Origin of the sequence: Vibrio azureus (assembly GCF_002849855.1) — a bacterium.
GTDB classification, from domain to species: Bacteria; Pseudomonadota; Gammaproteobacteria; order Enterobacterales; family Vibrionaceae; genus Vibrio; species Vibrio azureus.
The window spans coordinates 1030108-1051752 of record NZ_CP018616.1 but is presented as its reverse complement, the minus strand read 5'-3'; the positions used below and the strand labels follow the sequence as shown (position 1 = coordinate 1051752).

Below are 21645 nucleotides of genomic sequence, written 5' to 3'. Positions count from 1 at the left end.
CGGTGAGTTACCGAGTGCTTCAATAATAGCGGCGGTTATCCACGCTGGGCAACGATTGAACGAACCAGTTCTAAGTCTTCAACCGTATCGACCCCTGCTGCTGGTGCTTGTTTGGCAACATCAACATGGATCTTTTCACCGTACCAAAGAACGCGCAACTGCTCTAAACATTCTACTTGCTCAATCGCACTGGGTTGCCAATTCACGTATGTATTGATAAAGCCAGCACGATACGCATAAATACCAATGTGACGCAGCAATGGTCTTACTACCTGCTTGCCTGGAGAGGCAAAGTTATCACGATCCCAAGGGATAGAAGCACGACTAAAGTACATCGCATACCCTTGCTCATTGACGACCACTTTAACCGCATTGGGGTTGAATATTTCATCTTCCGATTCAATTTCAACGGCCAATGTGGCCATCGGTGCCTGGTTATTAGCAAGGTTTTCAGCAACCTGATGAATAATCTCAGGTGGAATTAATGGCTCATCCCCTTGAACATTAACAATGATGTGATCCTCCGCGATCGCCATCTTTTTGACCACTTCAGCCAAGCGCTCAGTACCTGATTCATGGTTTGGTGACGTCATACAGACTTTACCACCAAATTGCTCTACTCGCTGTGCCACACGTTCGTCATCCGTTGCGATGATGACATCATGAGCCCCCGCTTGAATGGCTTGCTCATAAACCCATTGAATCATAGGCTTACCGCCAATATCGGCGAGAGGTTTACCGGGTAAGCGGCTTGAAGCATAGCGGGCAGGAATGACAACCGTAAAAGACATTAGCGTCCCTCATCCATGCTCATAGCTCTCGCTTCTGGCTCTAAAAGAACCGGAATACCTTCTTTAATCGGATAAGCAAGGCGATCCAGTTTGCAGATCAATTCTTGGTTATCTTTGTCATATGTCAGCTTACCTTTACAAACTGGACAAGCCACAATCTCAAGCAGACGGTGATCCATAAGTTGCTTTGACCTCTTTGATTCGTTCTAAAATTTTCTCAGCATCCGCTGAATTAAACTGCGCCGATACTGGTAAATACCACCAATTGTCGTGGGCATATTGATCGCATTTTACGGCATCTTTTTCTGTCATAATGACATTCGCCCCTTGTTGGGCCAATGTATAAAGTTCTTTTGGGTCAAATTCTTGATGATCCGCGAATCCTTTGGCCACTTTCACATCCGCGCCCATTTGGCCTAGTGTCTTAAAGAATCTTGGCGGATGACCAATTCCAGCAAAGGCAACCAATTCTTTTAAAGATGCCACATCCACCTGCTGCTTGGTTTTCAGGTTGATCGCCCTAGATGGCTGCAATACCATCGGCATTTCCCCTTGCAGAGCTTGACTGCCGTTGGTGATGATAAAGTCGACCTCATTCAAGCGTGCAGTGTTCTCACGTAATGGACCAAGAGGGATCAATTTTTCATTACCAAAACGGCGATGCCCATCCACCACGACAAGCTCAATATCACGGGCGAGCGCATAATGTTGAAGTCCATCATCAGTGATGATCACATCTACCCCTAACTTAACCAATGCTCTCACTGCATTTGAGCGATTTGGGTCCACGGCAACAGGGGCTCCCGTTCTGCGATGAATTAATTTAGGTTCGTCTCCACAATGTTTAGCAGGGGTCTCTTGGCTCAAAACCAATGGATAACTGGGTGCTTTAGCGCCATAACCACGAGATACAACACCAGGCTTATAGCCAAGCTGCTGAAGCTGTTCAACAAGCCACACCACAACTGGGGTCTTTCCATTGCCACCAGCGGTAATATTACCGACGACCACAACGGGAACAGGAGCTCGATAAACGGCCTTATCGCCTTTCTGGTACTGACGTCGCTTATATCCACTAATCACGCCGAATAAATAGCTCAGTGGCCAGAGAAGTGGCCAGAGTAACCATGCCCATGGAGGGTGTTCAAACCAAATTTTTTCAATCACGATTGAGAGTTACCAAACTGAATTCGGTGCAATTGAGCATAGGCTCCATCTTTAGCAAGGAGCTCTGCATGACTACCTCGCTCAACAATAAGGCCATCATCCACAACGAGTATCTCATCAGCTTTCTCAATCGTTGATAAGCGGTGAGCAATCACTAATACTGTTTTATCTTTTTGCAGTTCATCCAGAGCAAGTTGAATCGCTCTCTCCGATTCAGTATCCAGTGCTGAGGTAGCTTCGTCTAGGATCAAAACGGGTGAATCACGCAGTAACGCACGAGCAATCGCAATTCGCTGCTTCTGACCGCCAGACAGACTGGCTCCGTTTTCCCCTACTACGGAATCAAAACCGTCATCCATCTTAGTGATAAATTCTGTCGCGTGAGCCAGTGTCGCTGCATTTTCAATCTCTTCTCGACTGTATTTATGCTCTGCCGCATAAGCGATATTGTTCGCTATCGTGTCATTAAAGAGGTGTACGTTTTGAGAAACCAACGCAAATTGCTCTCTGAGGTTCTTAAGCTCATAATCACGAATATCATGACCGTCTAACGTAATCGAACCCGAGCTTACATCGTAAAAACGATTAAATAGGTTAGCAATAGTACTCTTGCCAGATCCTGAACGACCAACCAGTGCGACTGTCTTACCGCTTGGAATATCAAAACTAATCGAATCAAGCGCCTTTTTAGGTGCCTCATCGTAAGCAAAGCTCACATCCTTAACCGACACGTCCCCTTTTGCTCGCTCTACTTTGTATTTACCTTGATTTTTCTCTGGTTCTAAATCGACCAAAGCAAACAAGGTTTGACTCGCTGCCATACCACGCTGGAATTGTGAGGTTACACTGGTCAGTGATTTCAGTGGTCTTAACAAACCAAACATGGCTGAAAATACCACGGTAAATGTACCAGGAGTCAGCTGCTCTTTAATCGAGTCAACACTTGCAAGATACAGCACAACAACAATAGCAATCGAAGCGATCATTTGAATAATTGGGTTAGCAGCAGCTTGAGCAGTCACCAATTTCATGTTTTGCTGGCGCATTTGGTTACTGACTTTTTCAAAGCGTTGGCCTTCGATCTCTTGTCCACCGTAGCTCAACACAACCTTATGCCCTTTGAGCATTTGTTCAGCGGATGCGGTGACTTGGCCCATCATAGTTTGCATGTTTTTAGATATTTTTCTAAAACGCTTAGAAACCACTCGAATCGCAAAGGCAACCATTGGGGCAACCGCTAGAAGCACAAGCGAGAGTTGCCAGCTGTTGTAAAACATCAAGCCTAGCAGACCAATAATGCTGGCACCTTCACGAACAATGCTCACCAATGCATTACTTGTGGCAGCAGAAACCTGTTCTGAATCATAGGTAATACGCGAAAGGAGCGTTCCGGTTTTTTCTTTATCAAAATAGGCAACGGGCATATGCATGTAGTGATTAAAAACCATGCGACGAATCTGCATCACCACATTACCAGACACCCAACTTAAACAGTAAGTGGAAACAAAGCCGCTCACCCCGCGAACAAACATCATAACAAACACAATCACGGGTAATATACGCAGAAAGTCAGATTGGGTATTACCAAAGCCTTCATCCAAAAGAGGCTTGAGTAAGGAAATCATATAGGTATCGGATAAAGCATTCACCACTAATGCTATCACCGCAACGATCAAACCAGATTTATAAAGGCGGATAAATTGCCACAGGCGTCCAAAGGTCTGCCAAGTAGTTTCATCAGTATTTATCGACATAGAGGTACTTTTTTTCTTACACTTAGACCTTTATTCTACTCCCTTACGCAGCATCTGCCTATACCAAGAGGTAAAAGTCCCCGTTCGTTTGGTGTTAAAGTACCAACTTTGACCAGTCACATGCACCGTTACTTGGCCATTTTCCCCCGTATCTAACCAATGTGCCTGCTGCTGTTGGTAATTATTAACCACCTGTTTTGCTGGCATATTCCATTGGTTACCTTTAGCCAATGAAGCTATGGCTAATTTCGGGCTAACAGATTGGATAAATGAAAGATTCGAGGAAGTTTTACTGCCATGGTGAGGAACTAACATGACATCACTGGTTAATTTGTCCGCTTGGCGCGCTAACATCCACTCACTGACGCTTTCAATGTCTCCTGTTAGCATTACTCGAAACTGAGATATAGGGTCAACAACGCGAATCACACAAGAATGGGGATTATAAGCCCGAGTGACCCGACTTGGTGGCCAAAGAACTTCAAATCGCAGTCCTTGCCACAACCAGCTATTGCCAGCCACACAGGCTTGATAAGAATTCAAATATTGGCTGCTGACTTTATGTCGTGGGGTAAATTGCTCTTCAATATACGCTCGCCCACCGGAGTGATCAGAGTCCATATGACTGATAATAAGCGTATCGAGTCTGCTCACTCCTCTTTGGTACAAAATAGGGGCTATCACATGCTCTGCAATGCTGCCACCAATCCATGCTTTGCCCGTGTCGTACAAAAGCCACTGGTTGTTCTTTTCAATAAGCACGGCCAGTCCATGTCCAACATCGAGAACATCTAAACGCCATTGATGCTTTGGTCTTTCACGAAACAGCACAAGACTGCATGTAATGAGAAGCAGCACTATAAAACCATTGGATTTTAGAAAGCGCCCGAATAGCAAAAGCCCACAAATAACACTGACTAATAAAATCATTTGCTGATTTAAGATATACCAATATCCACTCGCGAAGGGTAAAGACCAACTCAGCGGCCATAAAGACCAGTCAAGGAGTAGCCAAATCACGCTTGCCAAAGATGAGGACAACAGCGAAATAATCAATGCCAAGAACATCAAAGGAACAACGAGCAAGCCAAACCAAGGAATAAAGAAAAGATTGTAAAACAGTGAGATCAAACTGGTGCCAGAAAAAAAGTAACCACTTATCGGTACGATGAGCGCGGTGAGCACTATTTGTACCTTAAGTAATACCAATAACGCCGTCCACTTTGATTGTGGCTGCCGCTGTACGGCATTGACGGTTAATAACACCGCACCAACTGACAAATAAGAAAGCCAAAAACTGATACTCAATATGGCAAATGGTTCGATACACAGTTGCACCACCAAGGCCAGTAACACGACGCGCCACGCGCTCCAGTGAATCAAGAAGACTCTTAATATTAGATAGATGACACATACAGAAAACGCCCGCGTCGTTGGTAGTGAGAAATTCGCTAACCATGCGTACATCAAAGCGACGATTAAGCCCAAAAAGTGAGGAAGAAAAGCATAACGGGGGATGAAATAACGAATCAACCAACCGATAACTAGGCCGAAAGAGAAAGCCATGCCGATATGCAGGCCAGATATCGATATTAAGTGTATCAGACCGCTATCCCTTAAAGACTGCCAATCACTGTCATCCAAACCAGTGCGATCATTAAAAGCCAATGCACGAATGAGAGCATGATGTTTCAAGTCCGTGATCTGTTTGCTGATCTGCTCAATAACAATTTGGCGATGAGACGGCTGACTTCGAATTATCCATTTCGACTGTTTATTAACGACGGCAGCCGCGACGATACCTTTCGACATCGCTTGTTTTTCAGAGTCCAATCCAGCTTCATTCATCCAGCCAAAGATTGGTTTCATCTTCACAGTTGTAATGAACTGACTGCCAACTTCTAGTGACCTCGAAGAAAATAGACGAATTTTGGGTTTAAGAAACGGCAGTAACTTGTCAGAATCGACCCTATCGACGACAATAATGGCTTCATAGCCATGACTTTTTTTGCTAAAAGCCCTGGTAACTGTTCCATTTATGGTAATATCACCGCCAACTTGGAACAGGGTCTGCCTTTGATACGCCATGACATTACCATGTAAGATCACAATCATGCAGCCTAAGAAGACGCCTAATGCAATGAAATTTACACTTAACCCAATGAAAGCAAATCGTAATTTCATCAAAGCCGTTAAGGCAAGCATTCCAAATAGTAACCATTGCCAACTCGGCATGCTCGGCCACCACACCGATGTGATAATACATACAACGATGAAGACCAAGGTCACACTTTTTCCACAGAGAGCCATGTTGTCCTATGCCTAAAAAGCTCATAAAGCGCTTCATGCCCGATCATGAAATGATTAAACGCCAAAAAGCCCTCCAGCTCTTCGGCAACGTTTTATATAATCCAAACTTATGGTGCCTTAACCGCCGCTCCGCTTCGGGGGCTTTTGCGGTCGGACTGTTTATGGCGTTTGTGCCGCTACCAAGCCAAATGATCATGTCTGCTGGCCTTGCCATTCTTCTTGGTGTCAATCTTCCTCTCTCGGTAGCCCTCGTTTGGGTAAGTAACCCAATCACCATGCCGGTATTGTTTTATTTCGCTTACAAGCTCGGTGCTTTCATTATGCAGGTCCCTCCACAGCCTTTCTATTTCGAACTTTCTTGGGACTTTATCATGCAACAAATGCACACGATTGGGCCTCCTTTCCTGCTTGGTTGTGCCGTCTGTGGCGTGGTTTCTGCCATAGTGGGGTATTTTGGCATTCGAGGCCTTTGGCGCTATTCCGTTGTTAGAAGCTGGAACAAACGCAAAATAAGATAACGCGAAATAAGATAAAGTCTTTTGTATGGATTGATAGAGTTCACGAAGCAAACTGGGAAGCAGCTAACGCTGACACTGAAACCTGATGTGCGCTCAGTATGAGATTCGGGCATATCGCAAAGAAAAACCCAGAGCTCTTTGAGACCTCTGGGTTTTTCTTTCATCAGGCGATATGAGCAAAACTAACAGACGTTATTTCGAACTTAATACCATTGCAGGATTAAGCTTTGCAGCCCGAGAGGCGGGATACCACGTAGCTAATAAGCTCAAAAGGATCGCCGTGGTCGACACCAAGACAACGTCTGGCCAATATAATTGTGATGGCAAGAAGTCGACAAAATAGATGTCCCCGGACAAAAATTGATGGCCAATCAGATGCTCAATAGCCTTCATAAAGGGAGTAAGATTCAAAGCAATGGCGATCCCAAACAGGCTACCAATAGCACTTCCTAACACACCTGAAAAAATACCCTGCCAAATAAAGATTTGCTTGATTAAACGGTCTTTTGCACCCATGGTGCGCAAAATTGCGATGTCCCCGGCACGATCTTTCACCGCCATCATTAAAGTGGAAACAATATTAAAACATGCCACGCCAATCACCAGTACCATAACAAGATACATGATGGTGCGTACGAGCTGGATATCTCGGTATAAGAACCCAAATTTCTGCTGCCAGCTTTTCAAATAAACATAGGAATCAATCTGTTGTCCAACTTGACGAACAATAGTAGGAGCATTCAATACATCGTTGGTTTTCAAAGCGACCCCTGTCACTCCCTCACCTAAACGCGTGTAGTATTGAGCATCCTTTAGAGGAACCAATACGAGCGAGTGGTCGATTTGCCCATTTAATGTCAGAAACCCAACCACTTTCACTCGAACACGTCTCGGAGCTTGAACCTTATCCGTTTGACCGACTTGTGGAATCAACAAGGTCACATAATCTCCAACATTGACCTGCAATTGTTGAGCAACACCTCGACCTAAAATAATCTGTTGTTGGTCAGGGTGAAAGTTTTGCCATGTCTTTGAATCAATAAAATCGGACATGCTGGACACCGCCTGCTCAAAGGTAGGTTCCACACCACGAACTTCGATTGCCTTTAGCTTACTGCCCTTCTCTATTAACCCAGTAAAACGGACGTATGGCGCAGCGGCAACAACATTTGGATGACTCGTTGCTTGATGCATCGTTGTACGATAATCCTGTAAAGGCCCATCAGCGCCCTCAAGCTCAGCATGAGGAATGACAGACAGTACTCGTGATTGCAGTTCTCGCTCAAAGCCATTCATTGCTGATAAACCAATGATGATCACTGCCACACCAACAGCAATCCCTATCATGGAAGAGAGAGAAATAAAGGAGACCATTTTATTGCGTTTTTTGGCTCGGCTAAATCGGCTGCCGATCATCAATGCTAACGATGAAAACAAATCAAGCCTCCTTTACTGCCATCAAACTGTCGACGAGCAAACCATCTTTCATGTGCATTTGACGATCCATTTTGGCCGCCAGTTCACTGTCATGTGTGACGACTAAAAAGGCAATATTGGATTCTTGATTCAGCTCTCGCATCAAATCATAAATCGCTAAAGCAGTATTATGATCCAAGTTCCCTGTTGGCTCATCCGCTAATACTAAGTCCGGCTTATTGACTAAAGCGCGTGCAATCGCAACTCGTTGACGCTCTCCGCCAGAGAGCTCTGAAGGACGATGGCCCACACGATGCCCTAAGCCGACTTTTTCCAGTAATGCTTGAGCCGCTTTTTTTGCTTCTGAAGCTTTCGTTCCACCAATTAGCAGCGGCATAGCCACATTTTCTAACGCTGAAAAATCAGCTAATAAATGATGAAATTGATAAACAAACCCAAGATGCTTGTTCCGCAAGGCCGCTTGTTTATTTGCACTCAATTGTGCGAGTTTATGACCTAAAAACTGCACCTCCCCCGACGTAGTATCGTCCAAAGCACCAAGGATATGTAGCAAGGTACTTTTTCCTGAACCAGAAGAACCGACGATTGACACTAATTCCCCTTTTTTCAGGTCAAAACTCACCCCTTTTAACACTTCAGTATCTAATGAGCCTTCGCGGTAAGTTTTGCGAATATCTCGACATTCTAATAATTTATTCATAACGAAGTGCCTCAGCAGGTTTCACAGATGATGCTCGGTAAGATGGATAAACAGTCGCGATAAGACTAAGCGCTATCGCTAACAAAACAACCAATAAAATTTGTAACGGCTCAATGACAATCGGTAATTGCCCACCAAAGCTAAAGAGTGCGACACCCGCGGCAGCCAGAAGAGTATTTAGGTTTAAGGCTAAAGTAACACCTGTAATGCCACCGGCAATCGAACCAATCACTCCGCTACTTGCACCTTGCACCATAAAAATGGTCATCACTTGTCGCTGTGACATTCCTTGAGTTTTAAGGATTGCAACTTCCGATTGTTTCTCCATCACAACCATGATCAAAGCAGAGATAATATTGAATGCAGCCACACCCACGATCAAACCGAGCATCAAGCCCATCATGTTTTTTTCCATTTTAACCGCTTGGAAAAGTTCCCCGCGTTGATCACGCCAGTCACTCCATTGCCAGCTTTCTGGTAAGGGTTTATCGGCAAATTCCGTCACTGTAAATGGATCAGAGAAAAACAATCGCCACCCTGATATGGTCTGCTTAGGTAAACGCATTAACTTTGCGGCATCAGTGATGTTGACCACCATTAGCTGTGCATCCACATCAGAGCCAGTATTAAAAATGCCTGATACTGTAAAATTACGCTGACTCGGGATACGCCCTAACGGAGTAAATTGGGACGCATTTGTGACCATTAAGCGAACTTTATCGCCAATCGAGACTCTTAAAGCGCGGGCTAGACTATGGCCCAAGATAACATTGTATTCACCAGCTTGGAGCGAAGGTAATCGCCCTGCAATAAGGTGAGCTGCCATTGGATCGTTTATTTTCGGCTCAATGCCAATCAAATACCCAGCAGTTAATTGTGCCGAGCTTTGGATAACAGCTTCACCGCGCACAATCGGCTCAGGTGGAGCCATCTCAGATAATTCCTGGATAAAAGCTGGCGTACCGTCGCTGAGTGGGGTTTTTCCTTGATGTTGCGACACCACGGCATGAGGCAGCACGCCGAGAATTCGTTCTTTGAGTTGAGATTCAAAACCATTCATCACTGACAAAACCGTAATCAGTGACATGACACCTATGGTAATGCCGGCAGTGGACATATAAGAGACAAATCGGCTGAATCGGTCTCCAGAACGCCCTCGAAGATACCTTAAGCCGATAAATAGAGAAATTGGATGATACATATAAGACAAACCAACGGACTGTATACAGTGTCTAAAACGAATCCCCTATCTTACCTTACTCTGAGCACAATTAAGACAAGAGAATCCGTAAATTTGTCAATGTTAGGACATTACTGGCTCATTTTGATTTAACGTAATCGGCCAAGGAAGCAGAGAGAGCATTTGCGGGCTTATCCTTAACTTGTCTGTGCCAAGGGGGCTTTTAAGCTGATATCCAAGTAACCTAAAAAGAATCTATACAAAAGTAGCTTCAAGATGCTGCGTTCAGCGAGATGACCGATGACCTTAGCTCTAAGGCGCAGCAACGATTCGAAGATATAGTGGCTCAACATTGAGAATCGTAAACAAAGTCTGAGAGTTAAGGTCGCTCGAACATTGGGAGCGTGTCACTGAGCTGAGTTCACCTAGTTAAGCCACCGTGTATTTCAGTTATAGATCTTTCACAGGAATTAGGTTGCCCTTCCCTATAAAAAACACTTCCATTTCTGTATATGCATCCGTTGTGTAAAATCTATTCAATAAAGTATGTAATACTCGTTTATCCATTTTTCCATCTTCGACAAGCTGTGGCCCAACCTTCAAGATAAGTTCTGGTGTTGTTATAAAAGAACCTTCATCAAATTCAGAATCATCAAATTCAGAAGTATCAAGCCTGAACAATTCTTTTCCTCCCTGACCATGATACTTGAAAGCAATACTCCTATCTGCTGTAAATGAAATCGTATCTCCTAACCCAGTTGTTGACCCTGAATGTTTAATCGCAGCGATCATTTTTTCTTCTTTTGAAGCGGTTACAAAGCCATCATTTCTGGGTTTTAAGCCATCTTGTAATACTTTTTCACCACCTGGATCTGCACGGTATAAGTACTGTGGAATATCAAACTTGTGATTTTCAACGAACGTTAATATTTGTTGTTTTGTTCTTTGAGAATTGATACTTATCATAGACAACACGTCGTCCAACGCTTTTGGAACAGGCTCATTATTGGAAAATGTCACTTTCTCCATGTTACCCATCTTAGCGATCATGTTAGGGTTTGTTGTGTAAGGTGATGTGCTAACATTTATTACATCTCCCACAGTAATACCTGTTGATTTTTGGGCTTTAATATTCTTTAACAGCAAGCTCGCCTCTTTGTCACTCAAAAAATATTCATTTATAATTGCTTGTTTAATATTCTGCTCTGCTTGGTTCCTATGAAAAAAACTTGAGACAATATTTGTACTAGCATTCTTTTCATCTTTAACATATAAATTTCCATTACTAAACCTTAATTCTTTATTATTATCTTCTAATTTTAAATTTAGGTTTTTTATAACATCGGATAACTTCACTGAATTATCAAATTTCATTAGACTCTCACCCCATCATATTGACTATTTGTATTTTTTAAGCTTGTAAATTCTTTTTTCCAATTTTCTAGTACCGATATAAAATTGAGCCCTTCTTCGATAATAAAACTCTCTTCGAACAACGAAACCTGCATTACTGGCTGATATTGATCGGTTAAACCCATGAAAACACCACCAGTCTCGAGATGTAAGCTATTGTACATGAGCATCATTTTATAGAATTTTTCAGCTATTGGGTTTTCATCGATCACGCAAGAAATCACGACATGACGATCAATTGCTTCAAACTTCACGAGTAAGTCACCAGATGTTTTTAGTAACCACTCTGTACTTGACATTTTATCCAGCTGAAGAGAGTTTTCTTCTTTTGCTAATTCAATAAGCTTTTCTTCTAGATTCATAATGTATTCTTACTTAAATAAAACTAATAACTGAAAGCTACAATAGCCAATATGGAATAAATATAAGAAATCGTCGTATTTCTTTATATTGCCTAAAGTGAATATCTTCTATACCCAGTGACCTTAAAGTGCCTTATTCAGAGCGATTTCACTGTACCTGATGCCACAAGGAAATTCAGAGCCCAAAAACACAAGTTGTCTACGAGACTTGATAACTTACGCCGATTAGCGATAATCAATCCCCTGTCTTGCTATGTTTAAAAGACAAAGAAAGCTTAACCGTTGAGCGGGCAAACGAGTCGAAAGGAGTGTGCATCATGACAGACCAAGAATATTTCACGGTACACCATAGTCTGACCATCAATGTCGAAGTGTTACCTCAACACTTTGCTATACCTGACAACGAAAGCTTTGTGGCTGAAATTCCCACTCCCTTTATTGTCGCCAGTGAATGCAGCCATCTAGATATGATGGCGGACAACACGTCCTTAGAGCTAAAAAACAAAGAATTCAAACATCTGATTCATTTATTAGAAACTCAGAACAAAAAGCTGAACTTGCTATTAGGCTTTATGCTTGCTCAACAAGATGATGCAAGTATTCGCTTTAAAACCACTCAATTTGGTGCAAGCCAACTCACCTACCAAACTGAGCAACCACTGGAAGTCAATCAGTTGGTCAGAGTCAAGCTGTTCTTAGATCACCCAGCGTCAGCAATATTTTGCTATGCCCAAGTGAGCGAGGTTCAAATCCAATCAGACATGCACTTGGTCACCTTAAAATACAAGATGTTACGGGATGAAGATCAAGACTTACTGATCAAAGCCGCCCTCTTCCAACAACAAAAACTGCTACGCCAGCGCTCATTAGAACGAGACAGCAAATAATTATCATGACAAAAAATACAATTCTCTCTGTTACCAATCCATGTGGAAGTGGTGATAAAAAACAACTCGGCAACCTACCGGGGGCGGCTCTACCACTAGTTATCGCAGAGATGGCCAAGCAACATACCAGTCATACACTTTTAGTGGTGCCAGATCCTCAGATCGCGCTAAAACTTCTCGCAGAAATTGAACAATTTACCGACAAACCGGTGAGTTTGTTTCCTGACTGGGAAACCTTGCCCTACGATAACTTTTCACCACATCAGGACATCACATCCGACCGTATTTCACGTTTATACCAGTTACCTCATCAACGTGAAGGAATCACCATCGTTCCTGTCAGTACAGCACTGCAACGTCAATCTCCTCGCAGCTTTTTATTGCAGCACACTCTGATGGTCAAAACGGGTGACCAATGCTCACTAGACAAGCTACGCTTACAATTAGAGAACTCAGGCTACCGTCATGTCGATCAAGTATTTGGTCACGGTGAGTACGCCTGCCGTGGCTCAATTCTAGATTTATTTCCTATGGGCAGCTCCGAACCATTTCGGATTGATTTCTTTGACGACGAGATTGATACTATTCGTACTTTCGATCCAGAGAACCAACGCTCACAGGAAGACATGACGCAGATCCAATTACTGCCTGCGCACGAATTTCCAACCACCAAAGAAGCCATTGAAGAGTTCAGAACACGCTGGCGCAGTCAGTTTGAAGCCAGACGTGAGCCAGAGTCTATCTACATGCAAGTAACAAAGGGGACTTGGCCTGCAGGTATTGAATACTGGCAACCTTTGTTCTTCGACCATACCGAAACTCTGTTTGACTACCTGCCTGAAGACTCATTGCTGATTACATATGGTGATATTGAATCGTCGATTGATACGTTTCTTAACGACGTTGAATATCGCTACGATCAGAAGAAAATTGATCCACTCAGACCTTTACTTGAGCCACACAGTCTTTGGCTGAAAAAAGATGAGTTGTATCTGCAATTAAAACAACTGCCACAAGCACAGTTAAGTGTTGACAGTGTGGTGAAACGTGCAGGGCGTCAAAACCTAGCAACTCAATCACTCTCAGAGTTAGGTGTACAACAACAAAATAAAGAGCCACTGGCTCGCTTAAGACAATTCAGTGAGCAATATACAGGCAAAATCATCTTTTCGGTTGAGTCAGAAGGACGCCGTGAGGCACTTTCAGAGTTACTACAAGGCATTAAAATTCGCCCTGTTGCATTCGACTCATTTTACCAAGCCATAGAATCGAACGAGCGTTTTTGTCTGATCTTAGGCGCTGCAGAACACGGGTTTATTCACGATGAACTTAACTTTGCCCTAATCACTGAAAGTGACTTATTGGGCGACCGTGTCATTCAACGTCGTCGAAAAGATAAAAAGTCAGTAAATAGCGATACTGTTATTCGACATCTAGCGGAGCTCAAGCCGGGCCAACCAGTGGTGCATATCGATCATGGTATTGGACGTTATCTGGGTTTGCAAACCCTTGAAGCCGGGGGATTGAAGACTGAATACGTAACCCTAGAGTATCAAAATGAAGCAAAACTGTATGTCCCCGTTGCTTCACTCAACCTTATCAGTCGTTATTCTGGTGGTAGTGAAGAAAGCGCACCTTTACACAAACTGGGGGGAGAAACTTGGGCTAAAGCGCGCAGAAAAGCAGCAGAGAAAGTCCGTGACGTCGCAGCTGAGCTGCTTGACGTTTATGCCAAAAGGGAGCTTAAACCTGGCTTTAAGTTCATGTTAGATCGAGGCCAGTATGCGACCTTCAAAGCTTCTTTTCCATTTGAAGAAACCGATGACCAAGCTATGGCAATCAACGCAGTGTTATCGGATATGTGCCAAGCAAAAGCAATGGACCGTCTTGTCTGTGGGGATGTCGGCTTTGGTAAAACCGAAGTAGCCATGCGCGCAGCATTCGTTGCCACCGATAACGGTAAGCAAGTAGCAGTCTTGGTCCCTACCACCCTGCTCGCTCAACAACACTTTGAGAACTTCCGTGATCGTTTTGCAAACCTACCCATTCGCGTCGAAGTTTTGTCACGCTTTAAGTCAGCCAAAGAGCAGAAGATCATTTTGCAGGATGTTGCTGATGGTAAGGTGGATATTGTAGTAGGGACACACAAATTACTCTCAAGCGATATTAATTTCAAAGATCTTGGCTTACTTATCGTAGATGAAGAACACCGCTTTGGGGTTCGACAAAAAGAGAAAGTAAAAGCCATGCGTGCCGATGTTGATATTCTTACTCTAACGGCAACGCCAATTCCTCGAACTTTGAATATGGCCATGAGTGGTATGCGCGACCTCTCTATTATCGCTACACCTCCTGCGCGCCGTTTAGCGATAAAAACATTTGTTCGCCAGCGTGAAGACTCAGTGATCCGTGAGGCCGTATTACGAGAAATCATGCGCGGTGGTCAGGTTTACTTCCTTCATAACCAAGTCGAAACCATCGAGAAAGCCGCAGAAGACTTACAAGCATTGATCCCTGAAGCTCGTGTAACGGTTGCACATGGCCAAATGCGTGAGCGCGAACTCGAGCGGATTATGAATGATTTCTATCATCAACGTTTCAACTTGCTGGTTTGCACGACCATCATCGAAACAGGTATCGATGTCCCGACCGCAAATACAATCTTAATGGATCGTGCTGATAACTTGGGGCTTGCGCAATTGCACCAACTTCGTGGTCGAGTAGGCCGTTCACATCATCAAGCATATGCTTATTTGCTGACGCCACATCCAAAAGCGATGACCAAGGATGCGATCAAACGCCTCGATGCCATTGCGTCACTTGAAGATCTGGGGGCTGGCTTCACTTTGGCGACTCACGATCTTGAAATTAGAGGCGCTGGCGAGCTACTTGGAGACGAACAAAGTGGGCAAATTCAATCCGTTGGCTTTACGTTATACATGGAAATGCTCGAGCAAGCTGTAGAGGCATTAAAAGAAGGCAAAGAGCCCTCACTGGATGAATTGCTTCGCGAGCAAACTGAAGTCGAAATGCGGATCCCAGCATTATTACCAGATGATTATATCCCTGATGTGAACACCCGTCTTTCGATATACAAACGCCTTGCTGGCGTGACCGATAATGAAGGATTGTCCGAATTAAAAATTGAATTAATTGACCGATTTGGACTCTTACCTGATGCGGTTAAAAACTTACTCGCGATCGCTGAATTGAAAGTAACCGCGAATAGTATCAAGGTGAAAAAGATCGAAGCACATGATAAAGGTGGTTTCATCGAATTTTATCCTAACGCTGACATTAACCCGGCCTACTTAGTAACAATATTGCAATCAAATCCGCAAAAATTTGCGATGGAAGGCCCAACTAAGTTAAAGTTCACCATACCATTAACGGACAGACGACAGCGTATGAGGTTCGTTAAAGAGTTACTTCATGACTTTAAAGAGAATTTATTACCAGCGAGCTAATATTTGAATGAGAATACTGATCCCATTACTTCTAATTTTTGCGTCTATGCCGTCATGGGCAGGGCGCCAATTTGATATTGAAGTCATTATTTTTAAGCGCGCCCTTGATGCTAAAAATACCCATGAGACTTGGCCAAACGAACTACCAAACATTGAAATGAGCCGAGCAGGAAGTTTAGATGACGTAAGTTACCGTCAATCCAAAGGAGTGAGCTTGCTGCCACGCTCTGCTTACCGTTTAAATAGACAAGCAACGGCCTTAAATAACCATGCGGGTTTTAAGGTTCTCAAACATGTGGCATGGCGTCAGGGCGATCAGGGTAAAGCCAGTGCGCCCATTTTTCATATTGTAGGCGGACGTGACTTTTCAGATTCTTATCAAGCCAATGGTCAAGCAAGCCATGGGGATTGGTCATCTGCCACCATCGATGATAAAACGTATGCTTCAGAGCCTAAACCTTTGTACGAACTGGATGGTACTTTACAAATTTACGTTCAGCATTATCTGTTCGCTGATACCATGCTTGATTTTCGTGAGCCTACCACTCGCACTGGCGCTTTTGCCTCACAAGCAATGCCCTCAACAGATGTATTTTTTGGTACCAAGCAGGAAACCAACCTAAAGGGCGTTAATGAGCCAAAAGCCCCAGATACTCAAGATGCAACAACGCAAGTAGGCAACTTTAGTAATATATTGCCAAGTGCAGAACAAGAGAGCTTCTTGCAAACGATCCGCATGGATCAAACTCGACGTATGCGCAGTGGTGAGATCCACTACCTTGATAATCCGTTAGTGGGCATGCTTATTCAAGTTCGTCCTGTTAAATAAAGCCCCCCTTTTGAGTCAGCACTGCATAAGTAGCGCTGACTCATATACCCAAGTGACCTCAAGTACTTAAGTATAATAGCCAAATAACCTTAAAAAACTCTGTTAAATGAGTCTAATCTTGGTTATTAAACCTGAGAGGCGAACATTTATGAGTCCAGATTTCGAGATTAGCAGTTGTCGGTTAACGCTTCGTCTTATCCCTTCTGCTGATGCGACACAGCTCAGTAAACTTCTCAAAAACTCACCTTCACTTCATCAGTGGTTAGATTGGTGCCACAAGGACCTCACGTTTGATGAAGTGCACGAGTTTATTCTTGCAACTCGCGTAAATTGGATCAAGGGGCAAGCATTCGGCTTCGGGGTATACGAGTCTAATACTCAACACGTCATCGGTATGGTTGCAATTACTGAACTTTATCCGTGTTTCAATATGGCCAGCCTTGGTTACTGGATTGCGGATGATTATCAAAACCAAGGGCACGCTAAAGAAGCCATACAAACACTGGTAACCTTTTGTTTCAACACGCTCAATTTAACCCGCCTTGAAATCGTGTGTGATCCCGATAATGCGGCAAGCCATACGGTGATAAAATCCGTCGGCGCTAAACAAGAATCACTGGCTCGTAACCGTTATATTTTTAATGGACAGCCACGAACGGGAGTCGTTTACTCATTAATTCCGAGTGACATAAAATAAAAAAGCCATCGTGTGCAAACGATGGCTTAATATCAAATATCAAATATCAAATATCAAATATCAAATATCAAATCAGTGTAATTTGAGATTCGGTCTCAGTACGCGGTTAATGCGGCCAACCAGCATCATCAAACCAGTCTTCACCATGCCATGCAAGGCCATTTGGTGCATGCGGTAAAGAGAAATATACACAATTCGTGCGATTCGACCTTCGACCATCATTGAGCCCTTGGTTAGATTGCCCATCAAGCTGCCTACTGTAGAGAAACGACTCAAAGACACAAGCGACCCATGATCTTTGTAAACGTAATCCTTAAGTTCACGTCCGTTCAATTTGGCCACAATATTTTTAAACGCTAGGCTGGCCATTTGGTGTGCTGCTTGTGCACGCGGCGGTACAAATGAGCCATCGGCTTGCGTGCATTGTGCAAGATCACCAATCACGAAAATATCGTCATCACGCGTAGTTTGCAGTGTACTTTTCACCACCAACTGGTTGATTCGGTTCGTTTCTAGCCCTGCGATATCTTTCATAAAATCAGGCGCTTTAATACCGGCAGCCCACACCATGATTTGCGCTGGAATCTTTTCACCGTCTTTGGTGATTAAACCGTCTTTATCTGCTTGAGTGATCATTGTTGCCGTACGAACATGTACACCCAACTTTGTTAACTCTTGGTGTGCTGTTGCTGAGATACGAGTAGGCAATGCAGGTAAAATACGCTCACCAGCTTCAATCAAGTTAACATTCAGCTTGGTTGAGTCTAAATCGCCAAAACCGTAGGTACGAAGTTCTTTTACCGCGTTATGGAGCTCTGCCGACAGCTCTACCCCTGTTGCTCCACCACCGACAATCGCAATATCCACTGTGCCATGACCATTTTTCGCATGTAACTTTAGGAACTCATTGTTCATTTCATTACGGAAACGGTGAGCTTGTTCTGGACTATCAAGGAAAATACAGTTGTCGCGAACACCTGGTGTGTTGAAGTCATTTGAAGTTGATCCAAGAGCCATCACCAAAATATCGTAATTTAACTCACGACTTGGGATAAGAAGCTCGCCATGTTCATCCTTAAGCTCACTCAAGGTAATGTTTTTTTTCTCACGATCAATCGCTTCAAGACTTCCCATTTGAAAGTCAAAACTGTGATTCTTCGCGTGAGCACGATAGCTAAGTGCATCAACCCCTGCATCCAATGAGCCCGTGGCCACTTCATGCAACAAAGGCTTCCATAGATGGCTCGCTTTACGATCCACTAAGGTAATTTGTGCTCGATCTTTACGACCCAGCGTGCGACCTAGTTTGGTAGCCAACTCAAGGCCACCAGCACCGCCACCTACAACGATAATACGTGTCACAATGTTATCCTCTACAAAAATAAATATATGGGTTCGACTCGATGACTTCAGTCATTTCTAAGCATCCAGCCGATGAATTCTTTTTGGGTATAATTTAGAGGGATTCCCGTTGTTGGATAATTGACCAATACTTATCCTCTGCTGCTTATATTTATGGTTGTGTTAGTCGTGCAGTGAGTCTTGCTCGATGAGTATGGTGTCTTTGTTTGAGATGTGAGGGATAATACAAAATGATATCCGGTTTTATCACTTATTCTCAACTTTTCTTGACGTTTATCAAACTGTTTTTGTTGAGTTCATTATATAGAGCAATCGTTTGATAGCAACAAAAATCCTGTTCGAAATGGTTGCTCAGTCCATTCATTAACTGAACAAAATTGATCCACTTGTTGGAATTAATCAAGCACAGTCTTTAGAAATCTATCTGTCTAAAAAAATCTAAATCACTTCCAGTATCAGGTATTTTTAAAGGCTCCTCAAAGCAAAAAACAGCACTTCAAGAAGTACTGTTTAAAGATAGCTGATATGAATGAATTCACATCGATTATTGCGCTTGGAAAGCCTTGATAGACTGTAAATGATGGGATATTTTTTTGAACTTATGAGTTTGAGTCGCATCCCAAATTATTGGGTAATAAGGCTCTAATTCTTGAGCAGAAAGTGCATTATCATGAACCTCATCATGCTGAGACAAAATCACCAAACAGTTATCACGGTTTTTAGATCGGAACTGTTCGACACATTTTGTTGCAATATCTTCATACTCTTCTGGACGATCAATTCGACCTTGCATGGTTTTTTCTGGATGCAGATTAGGATTAAACATCACTTGTTTGATTCCACAGAGAAACCCGATACGCTCAGACCAATAGGCGCCTAGGCCTACACCACAAATCAAAGGCGCCTCATCATCTGACTGAACAATGACCTTAGACACTTCTTTTAATAAATGTTGCATATCATGCTTGGGATGCAGCGTACTATAGTTGATAAAACGAACATCCTCATCAATAAACTGCAGTTGGAGTACTTTTTCGTGATTGCCCGGGCTGGTGCTATCGAAACCATGCAAATAAATAATCAATGTGAGCTTCCCTATAAATAAACCTATGTCGTGGTAAAATACCACTTTTTATATAGGGATAAAGGTCAAACATCACGATTTATCAAAACAGTGATCACTTGAGATCAATTGCTGCTTTAACTGTTTGGCTACCATAAAGTATTGTGGGTCTTTCCAATGACGAAAAGCAAGCAAATACCACAGCATCGCCATCAGTAAAGTTCTTGGGTACCAAGCTATTACCCCTTCCAACCAAAGAGCAATGTTATCGACTCTACGTGTTTGGCAGTAATGTCGTACACCGTCTTCAAAGGAAATATTTGCCAATGGGAGTGACAAAGCAAGATCAATTCTTGGGTCCGCAACAGCAGCATACTCCCAATCAATCACTTTGATGCCTGATGGATGTGATATTAAGTTATATCCACCTAAGTCAAAGTGGCATAATGCTTCAGGGACGGAATCCAGAAGAGGCTCACAACACCATTGACGATACAATAGCTCAAATTCTGTATCAGCATACTCTCCGCCAAGTTGATGCCAATAATGCTCGACTCTAGCGGTAAAGGAAAAACGGCCTATATCTTTAGTGTCTAATGACAGGTCATGAATAGAAGCCATAATGGCAATCATCCGCTCTGTATCTAGCTTTGCGTCATTCAGCGGTGTGCCACTGACCCACTCGACCAATAAACCATGCGCGTTGAGCATAACAGGTTTAGGGGCAAGGTCTGTTGATTCCAGTGCCGTGAGGACCTGAAATTCATAGTCTCTGGATATAGCAAAAAGCTGACATGCTTGACTAAGCGGTCGCCAAACATATTCTTTATTAATTGAATCTTTCACTCGCCAGCAACGATTAGTCAGACCACCAGTCAACATTTGTGCTGCGACTGGTGGTACAGTGAAGAAGTCATCAAGGGATAATAAACTCGGCTCTTGCCGCTTAGCTTGCTGCCAAGGTAGCCATACCATGATACTTCTCCATTCTTAACTTAATCGTCAAAGCGTAACTTACATACCAAACAGGCTGTTAGACTGCTCTTTACGAATTTCAGTCTCATCTGCCCACTCAATAAGACCGGTTTCTAGATCCATAAGGCGCATTGTCATTTTGTAGTAGACATCTTTATCGCTGCCCGCATTTTTTACGATACTCGATAGGTTTCCATACAACATGTATTGAGCACCGACCATTTTGCCAAATTGAATCGCAGAACTTTGATTCACCAACTCATCGTTGTTTTGGAAATTCAGTTGATCACGAACAGACTCGACACGTCCCATATCAACAAAGCGGAATTTGCCAGAATTAAGTAGTTTAGTTGAGATGGTATCTGTGATTGATTCTGTATCAATATGCTCGCTCGTTTTGTTTTTAATTCGTTCGACAAAAACAATCGGACGCTGACTATGCGTAATGGCTGAAACCGAGCCTGACACCATCATGCTATCGACCATTTCACCAGCAATTTTTTGCAGATCCGTTGAGCCGAACTCAATCGTTGTCGTCTCTGTTGCCTGTGCATCCCCGTATGAGACTCTGTTTGAACAGCCACCAAGAACGACAGCAAGGCTGACAAGAGCAATAATACGTTTTTTCATGTGAGTTCCTTTATTTATATTTCAACCCAAGGTGTCACCACCCTGGTAAAATAGCGTTGCCGCTAAAAGTTAACCGACCTGAGAGTGTACTCACTTCAAGGCC

At 43.3% G+C, this 21645-nt stretch carries 19 protein-coding genes; 5 read left to right on the top strand and 14 right to left on the bottom strand.

Annotation, left to right across the window (positions count from 1 at the left end):
- Nucleotides 1-35: 35 nt before the first annotated feature.
- From kdsB to BS333_RS04950, 5 genes are read right to left on the bottom strand one after another with little or no spacing between them, the layout of a single operon-like run.
- A complete protein-coding gene (gene kdsB / locus BS333_RS04970; RefSeq protein ID WP_021708649.1) occupies nucleotides 36-791 on the bottom strand; it encodes a 3-deoxy-manno-octulosonate cytidylyltransferase in 756 nt (251 codons plus the stop codon).
- Nucleotides 791-970: a Trm112 family protein gene (locus BS333_RS04965; protein ID WP_009707122.1), complete on the bottom strand. Its 180-nt coding sequence runs from the start codon at nucleotides 968-970 to the stop codon at nucleotides 791-793. Before BS333_RS04965 ends, kdsB begins: the two co-directional genes overlap by 1 nt.
- Nucleotides 951-1958 carry a tetraacyldisaccharide 4'-kinase gene (lpxK, locus tag BS333_RS04960; RefSeq protein ID WP_021708648.1) on the bottom strand — a complete coding sequence of 336 codons (1008 nt, stop codon included), beginning with the start codon at nucleotides 1956-1958 and terminating at the stop codon, nucleotides 951-953. Before lpxK ends, BS333_RS04965 begins: the two co-directional genes overlap by 20 nt.
- A complete protein-coding gene (gene msbA, locus BS333_RS04955; protein ID WP_021708647.1) occupies nucleotides 1955-3712 on the bottom strand; it encodes a lipid A ABC transporter ATP-binding protein/permease MsbA in 1758 nt (585 codons plus the stop codon). The genes lpxK and msbA overlap by 4 nt, the downstream gene beginning before the upstream one ends.
- A 30-nt stretch (nucleotides 3713-3742) precedes the next feature.
- Nucleotides 3743-6022 (bottom strand): DNA internalization-related competence protein ComEC/Rec2, encoded by a 2280-nt coding sequence (locus BS333_RS04950; RefSeq protein ID WP_021708646.1) that lies wholly within the window; start codon nucleotides 6020-6022, stop codon nucleotides 3743-3745.
- Nucleotides 6023-6030: 8 nt separating this feature from the next.
- Between BS333_RS04950 and BS333_RS04945 the strand changes: the two genes are divergently transcribed.
- Entirely contained in the window at nucleotides 6031-6540 is a 510-nt protein-coding gene (locus tag BS333_RS04945; RefSeq protein ID WP_021708645.1) for a DUF2062 domain-containing protein, read from the top strand.
- A 192-nt stretch (nucleotides 6541-6732) separates the two neighbouring features.
- Here BS333_RS04945 and lolE read toward each other — a convergent pair whose 3' ends face one another.
- The 5 genes from lolE to BS333_RS04920 form a co-directional block, all read right to left on the bottom strand.
- On the bottom strand, nucleotides 6733-7977 hold the full coding sequence (lolE, locus tag BS333_RS04940) for a lipoprotein-releasing ABC transporter permease subunit LolE (RefSeq protein ID WP_021708644.1): 1245 nt from the start codon (nucleotides 7975-7977) through the stop codon (nucleotides 6733-6735).
- 1 nt (nucleotide 7978) lies between these two features.
- Nucleotides 7979-8677, bottom strand: a complete 699-nt coding sequence (lolD, locus tag BS333_RS04935; RefSeq protein ID WP_021708643.1) for a lipoprotein-releasing ABC transporter ATP-binding protein LolD — start codon at nucleotides 8675-8677, stop codon at nucleotides 7979-7981.
- The gene (lolC, locus tag BS333_RS04930) at nucleotides 8670-9878 is read right to left on the bottom strand and encodes a lipoprotein-releasing ABC transporter permease subunit LolC (protein ID WP_033003386.1); all 1209 of its coding nucleotides are present in this window, start codon (nucleotides 9876-9878) and stop codon (nucleotides 8670-8672) included. The genes lolD and lolC overlap by 8 nt, the downstream gene beginning before the upstream one ends.
- Nucleotides 9879-10307: 429 nt before the next feature.
- Nucleotides 10308-11231 (bottom strand): hypothetical protein, encoded by a 924-nt coding sequence (locus BS333_RS04925; RefSeq protein WP_021708641.1) that lies wholly within the window; start codon nucleotides 11229-11231, stop codon nucleotides 10308-10310.
- Complete coding sequence (locus tag BS333_RS04920; protein WP_021708640.1) at nucleotides 11231-11632, bottom strand: type III secretion system chaperone; 402 nt, start codon at nucleotides 11630-11632, stop codon at nucleotides 11231-11233. The genes BS333_RS04925 and BS333_RS04920 overlap by 1 nt, the downstream gene beginning before the upstream one ends.
- A gap of 317 nt (nucleotides 11633-11949) precedes the next feature.
- On the opposite strand from BS333_RS04920, the gene BS333_RS04915 reads away from it, so the two are divergent.
- From BS333_RS04915 to BS333_RS04900, 4 genes are all read left to right on the top strand, one after another.
- Complete coding sequence (locus BS333_RS04915) at nucleotides 11950-12519, top strand: PilZ domain-containing protein (protein ID WP_021708639.1); 570 nt, start codon at nucleotides 11950-11952, stop codon at nucleotides 12517-12519.
- A 5-nt stretch (nucleotides 12520-12524) separates the two neighbouring features.
- On the top strand, nucleotides 12525-15986 hold the full coding sequence (gene mfd, locus BS333_RS04910) for a transcription-repair coupling factor (protein ID WP_021708638.1): 3462 nt from the start codon (nucleotides 12525-12527) through the stop codon (nucleotides 15984-15986).
- Between the two features lie 7 nt (nucleotides 15987-15993).
- Complete coding sequence (locus tag BS333_RS04905) at nucleotides 15994-16815, top strand: peptidoglycan binding protein CsiV (protein ID WP_021708637.1); 822 nt, start codon at nucleotides 15994-15996, stop codon at nucleotides 16813-16815.
- A gap of 148 nt (nucleotides 16816-16963) precedes the next feature.
- Nucleotides 16964-17512 (top strand): GNAT family N-acetyltransferase, encoded by a 549-nt coding sequence (locus BS333_RS04900; RefSeq protein WP_021708636.1) that lies wholly within the window; start codon nucleotides 16964-16966, stop codon nucleotides 17510-17512.
- Nucleotides 17513-17584: 72 nt separating this feature from the next.
- Here BS333_RS04900 and BS333_RS04895 read toward each other — a convergent pair whose 3' ends face one another.
- The 4 genes from BS333_RS04895 to lpoB all read right to left on the bottom strand — a co-directional run bounded on the left by BS333_RS04895 (nucleotide 17585) and on the right by lpoB (nucleotide 21542).
- Nucleotides 17585-18874 (bottom strand): NAD(P)/FAD-dependent oxidoreductase, encoded by a 1290-nt coding sequence (locus BS333_RS04895; RefSeq protein ID WP_021708635.1) that lies wholly within the window; start codon nucleotides 18872-18874, stop codon nucleotides 17585-17587.
- A 544-nt stretch (nucleotides 18875-19418) separates the two neighbouring features.
- Nucleotides 19419-19958 (bottom strand): alpha/beta hydrolase YcfP, encoded by a 540-nt coding sequence (gene ycfP / locus BS333_RS04890; protein ID WP_021708634.1) that lies wholly within the window; start codon nucleotides 19956-19958, stop codon nucleotides 19419-19421.
- 72 nt (nucleotides 19959-20030) lie between these two features.
- Entirely contained in the window at nucleotides 20031-20912 is an 882-nt protein-coding gene (locus BS333_RS04885) for a phosphotransferase (RefSeq protein ID WP_021708633.1), read from the bottom strand.
- Between the two features lie 39 nt (nucleotides 20913-20951).
- Nucleotides 20952-21542 (bottom strand): penicillin-binding protein activator LpoB, encoded by a 591-nt coding sequence (gene lpoB, locus BS333_RS04880; RefSeq protein ID WP_021708632.1) that lies wholly within the window; start codon nucleotides 21540-21542, stop codon nucleotides 20952-20954.
- Nucleotides 21543-21645 lie beyond the last annotated feature (103 nt).

Excerpts from the sequence above, each read along its gene's own strand:
- kdsB (WP_021708649.1), bottom strand. The coding sequence starts at position 791 with ATGTCTTTTACGGTTGTCATTCCTGCCCGCTATGCTTCAAGCCGCTTA.
- BS333_RS04965 (WP_009707122.1), bottom strand. The coding sequence starts at position 970 with ATGGATCACCGTCTGCTTGAGATTGTGGCTTGTCCAGTTTGTAAAGGT.
- msbA (WP_021708647.1), bottom strand. The coding sequence starts at position 3,712 with ATGTCGATAAATACTGATGAAACTACTTGGCAGACCTTTGGACGCCTG.
- BS333_RS04950 (WP_021708646.1), bottom strand. The coding sequence starts at position 6,022 with ATGGCTCTCTGTGGAAAAAGTGTGACCTTGGTCTTCATCGTTGTATGT.
- BS333_RS04945 (WP_021708645.1), top strand. The coding sequence starts at position 6,031 with ATGCCTAAAAAGCTCATAAAGCGCTTCATGCCCGATCATGAAATGATT.
- lolD (WP_021708643.1), bottom strand. The coding sequence starts at position 8,677 with ATGAATAAATTATTAGAATGTCGAGATATTCGCAAAACTTACCGCGAA.
- lolC (WP_033003386.1), bottom strand. The coding sequence starts at position 9,878 with ATGTATCATCCAATTTCTCTATTTATCGGCTTAAGGTATCTTCGAGGG.
- BS333_RS04925 (WP_021708641.1), bottom strand. The coding sequence starts at position 11,231 with ATGAAATTTGATAATTCAGTGAAGTTATCCGATGTTATAAAAAACCTA.
- BS333_RS04920 (WP_021708640.1), bottom strand. The coding sequence starts at position 11,632 with ATGAATCTAGAAGAAAAGCTTATTGAATTAGCAAAAGAAGAAAACTCT.
- BS333_RS04915 (WP_021708639.1), top strand. The coding sequence starts at position 11,950 with ATGACAGACCAAGAATATTTCACGGTACACCATAGTCTGACCATCAAT.
- mfd (WP_021708638.1), top strand. The coding sequence starts at position 12,525 with ATGACAAAAAATACAATTCTCTCTGTTACCAATCCATGTGGAAGTGGT.
- BS333_RS04905 (WP_021708637.1), top strand. The coding sequence starts at position 15,994 with ATGAGAATACTGATCCCATTACTTCTAATTTTTGCGTCTATGCCGTCA.
- BS333_RS04900 (WP_021708636.1), top strand. The coding sequence starts at position 16,964 with ATGAGTCCAGATTTCGAGATTAGCAGTTGTCGGTTAACGCTTCGTCTT.
- BS333_RS04885 (WP_021708633.1), bottom strand. The coding sequence starts at position 20,912 with ATGGTATGGCTACCTTGGCAGCAAGCTAAGCGGCAAGAGCCGAGTTTA.
- lpoB (WP_021708632.1), bottom strand. The coding sequence starts at position 21,542 with ATGAAAAAACGTATTATTGCTCTTGTCAGCCTTGCTGTCGTTCTTGGT.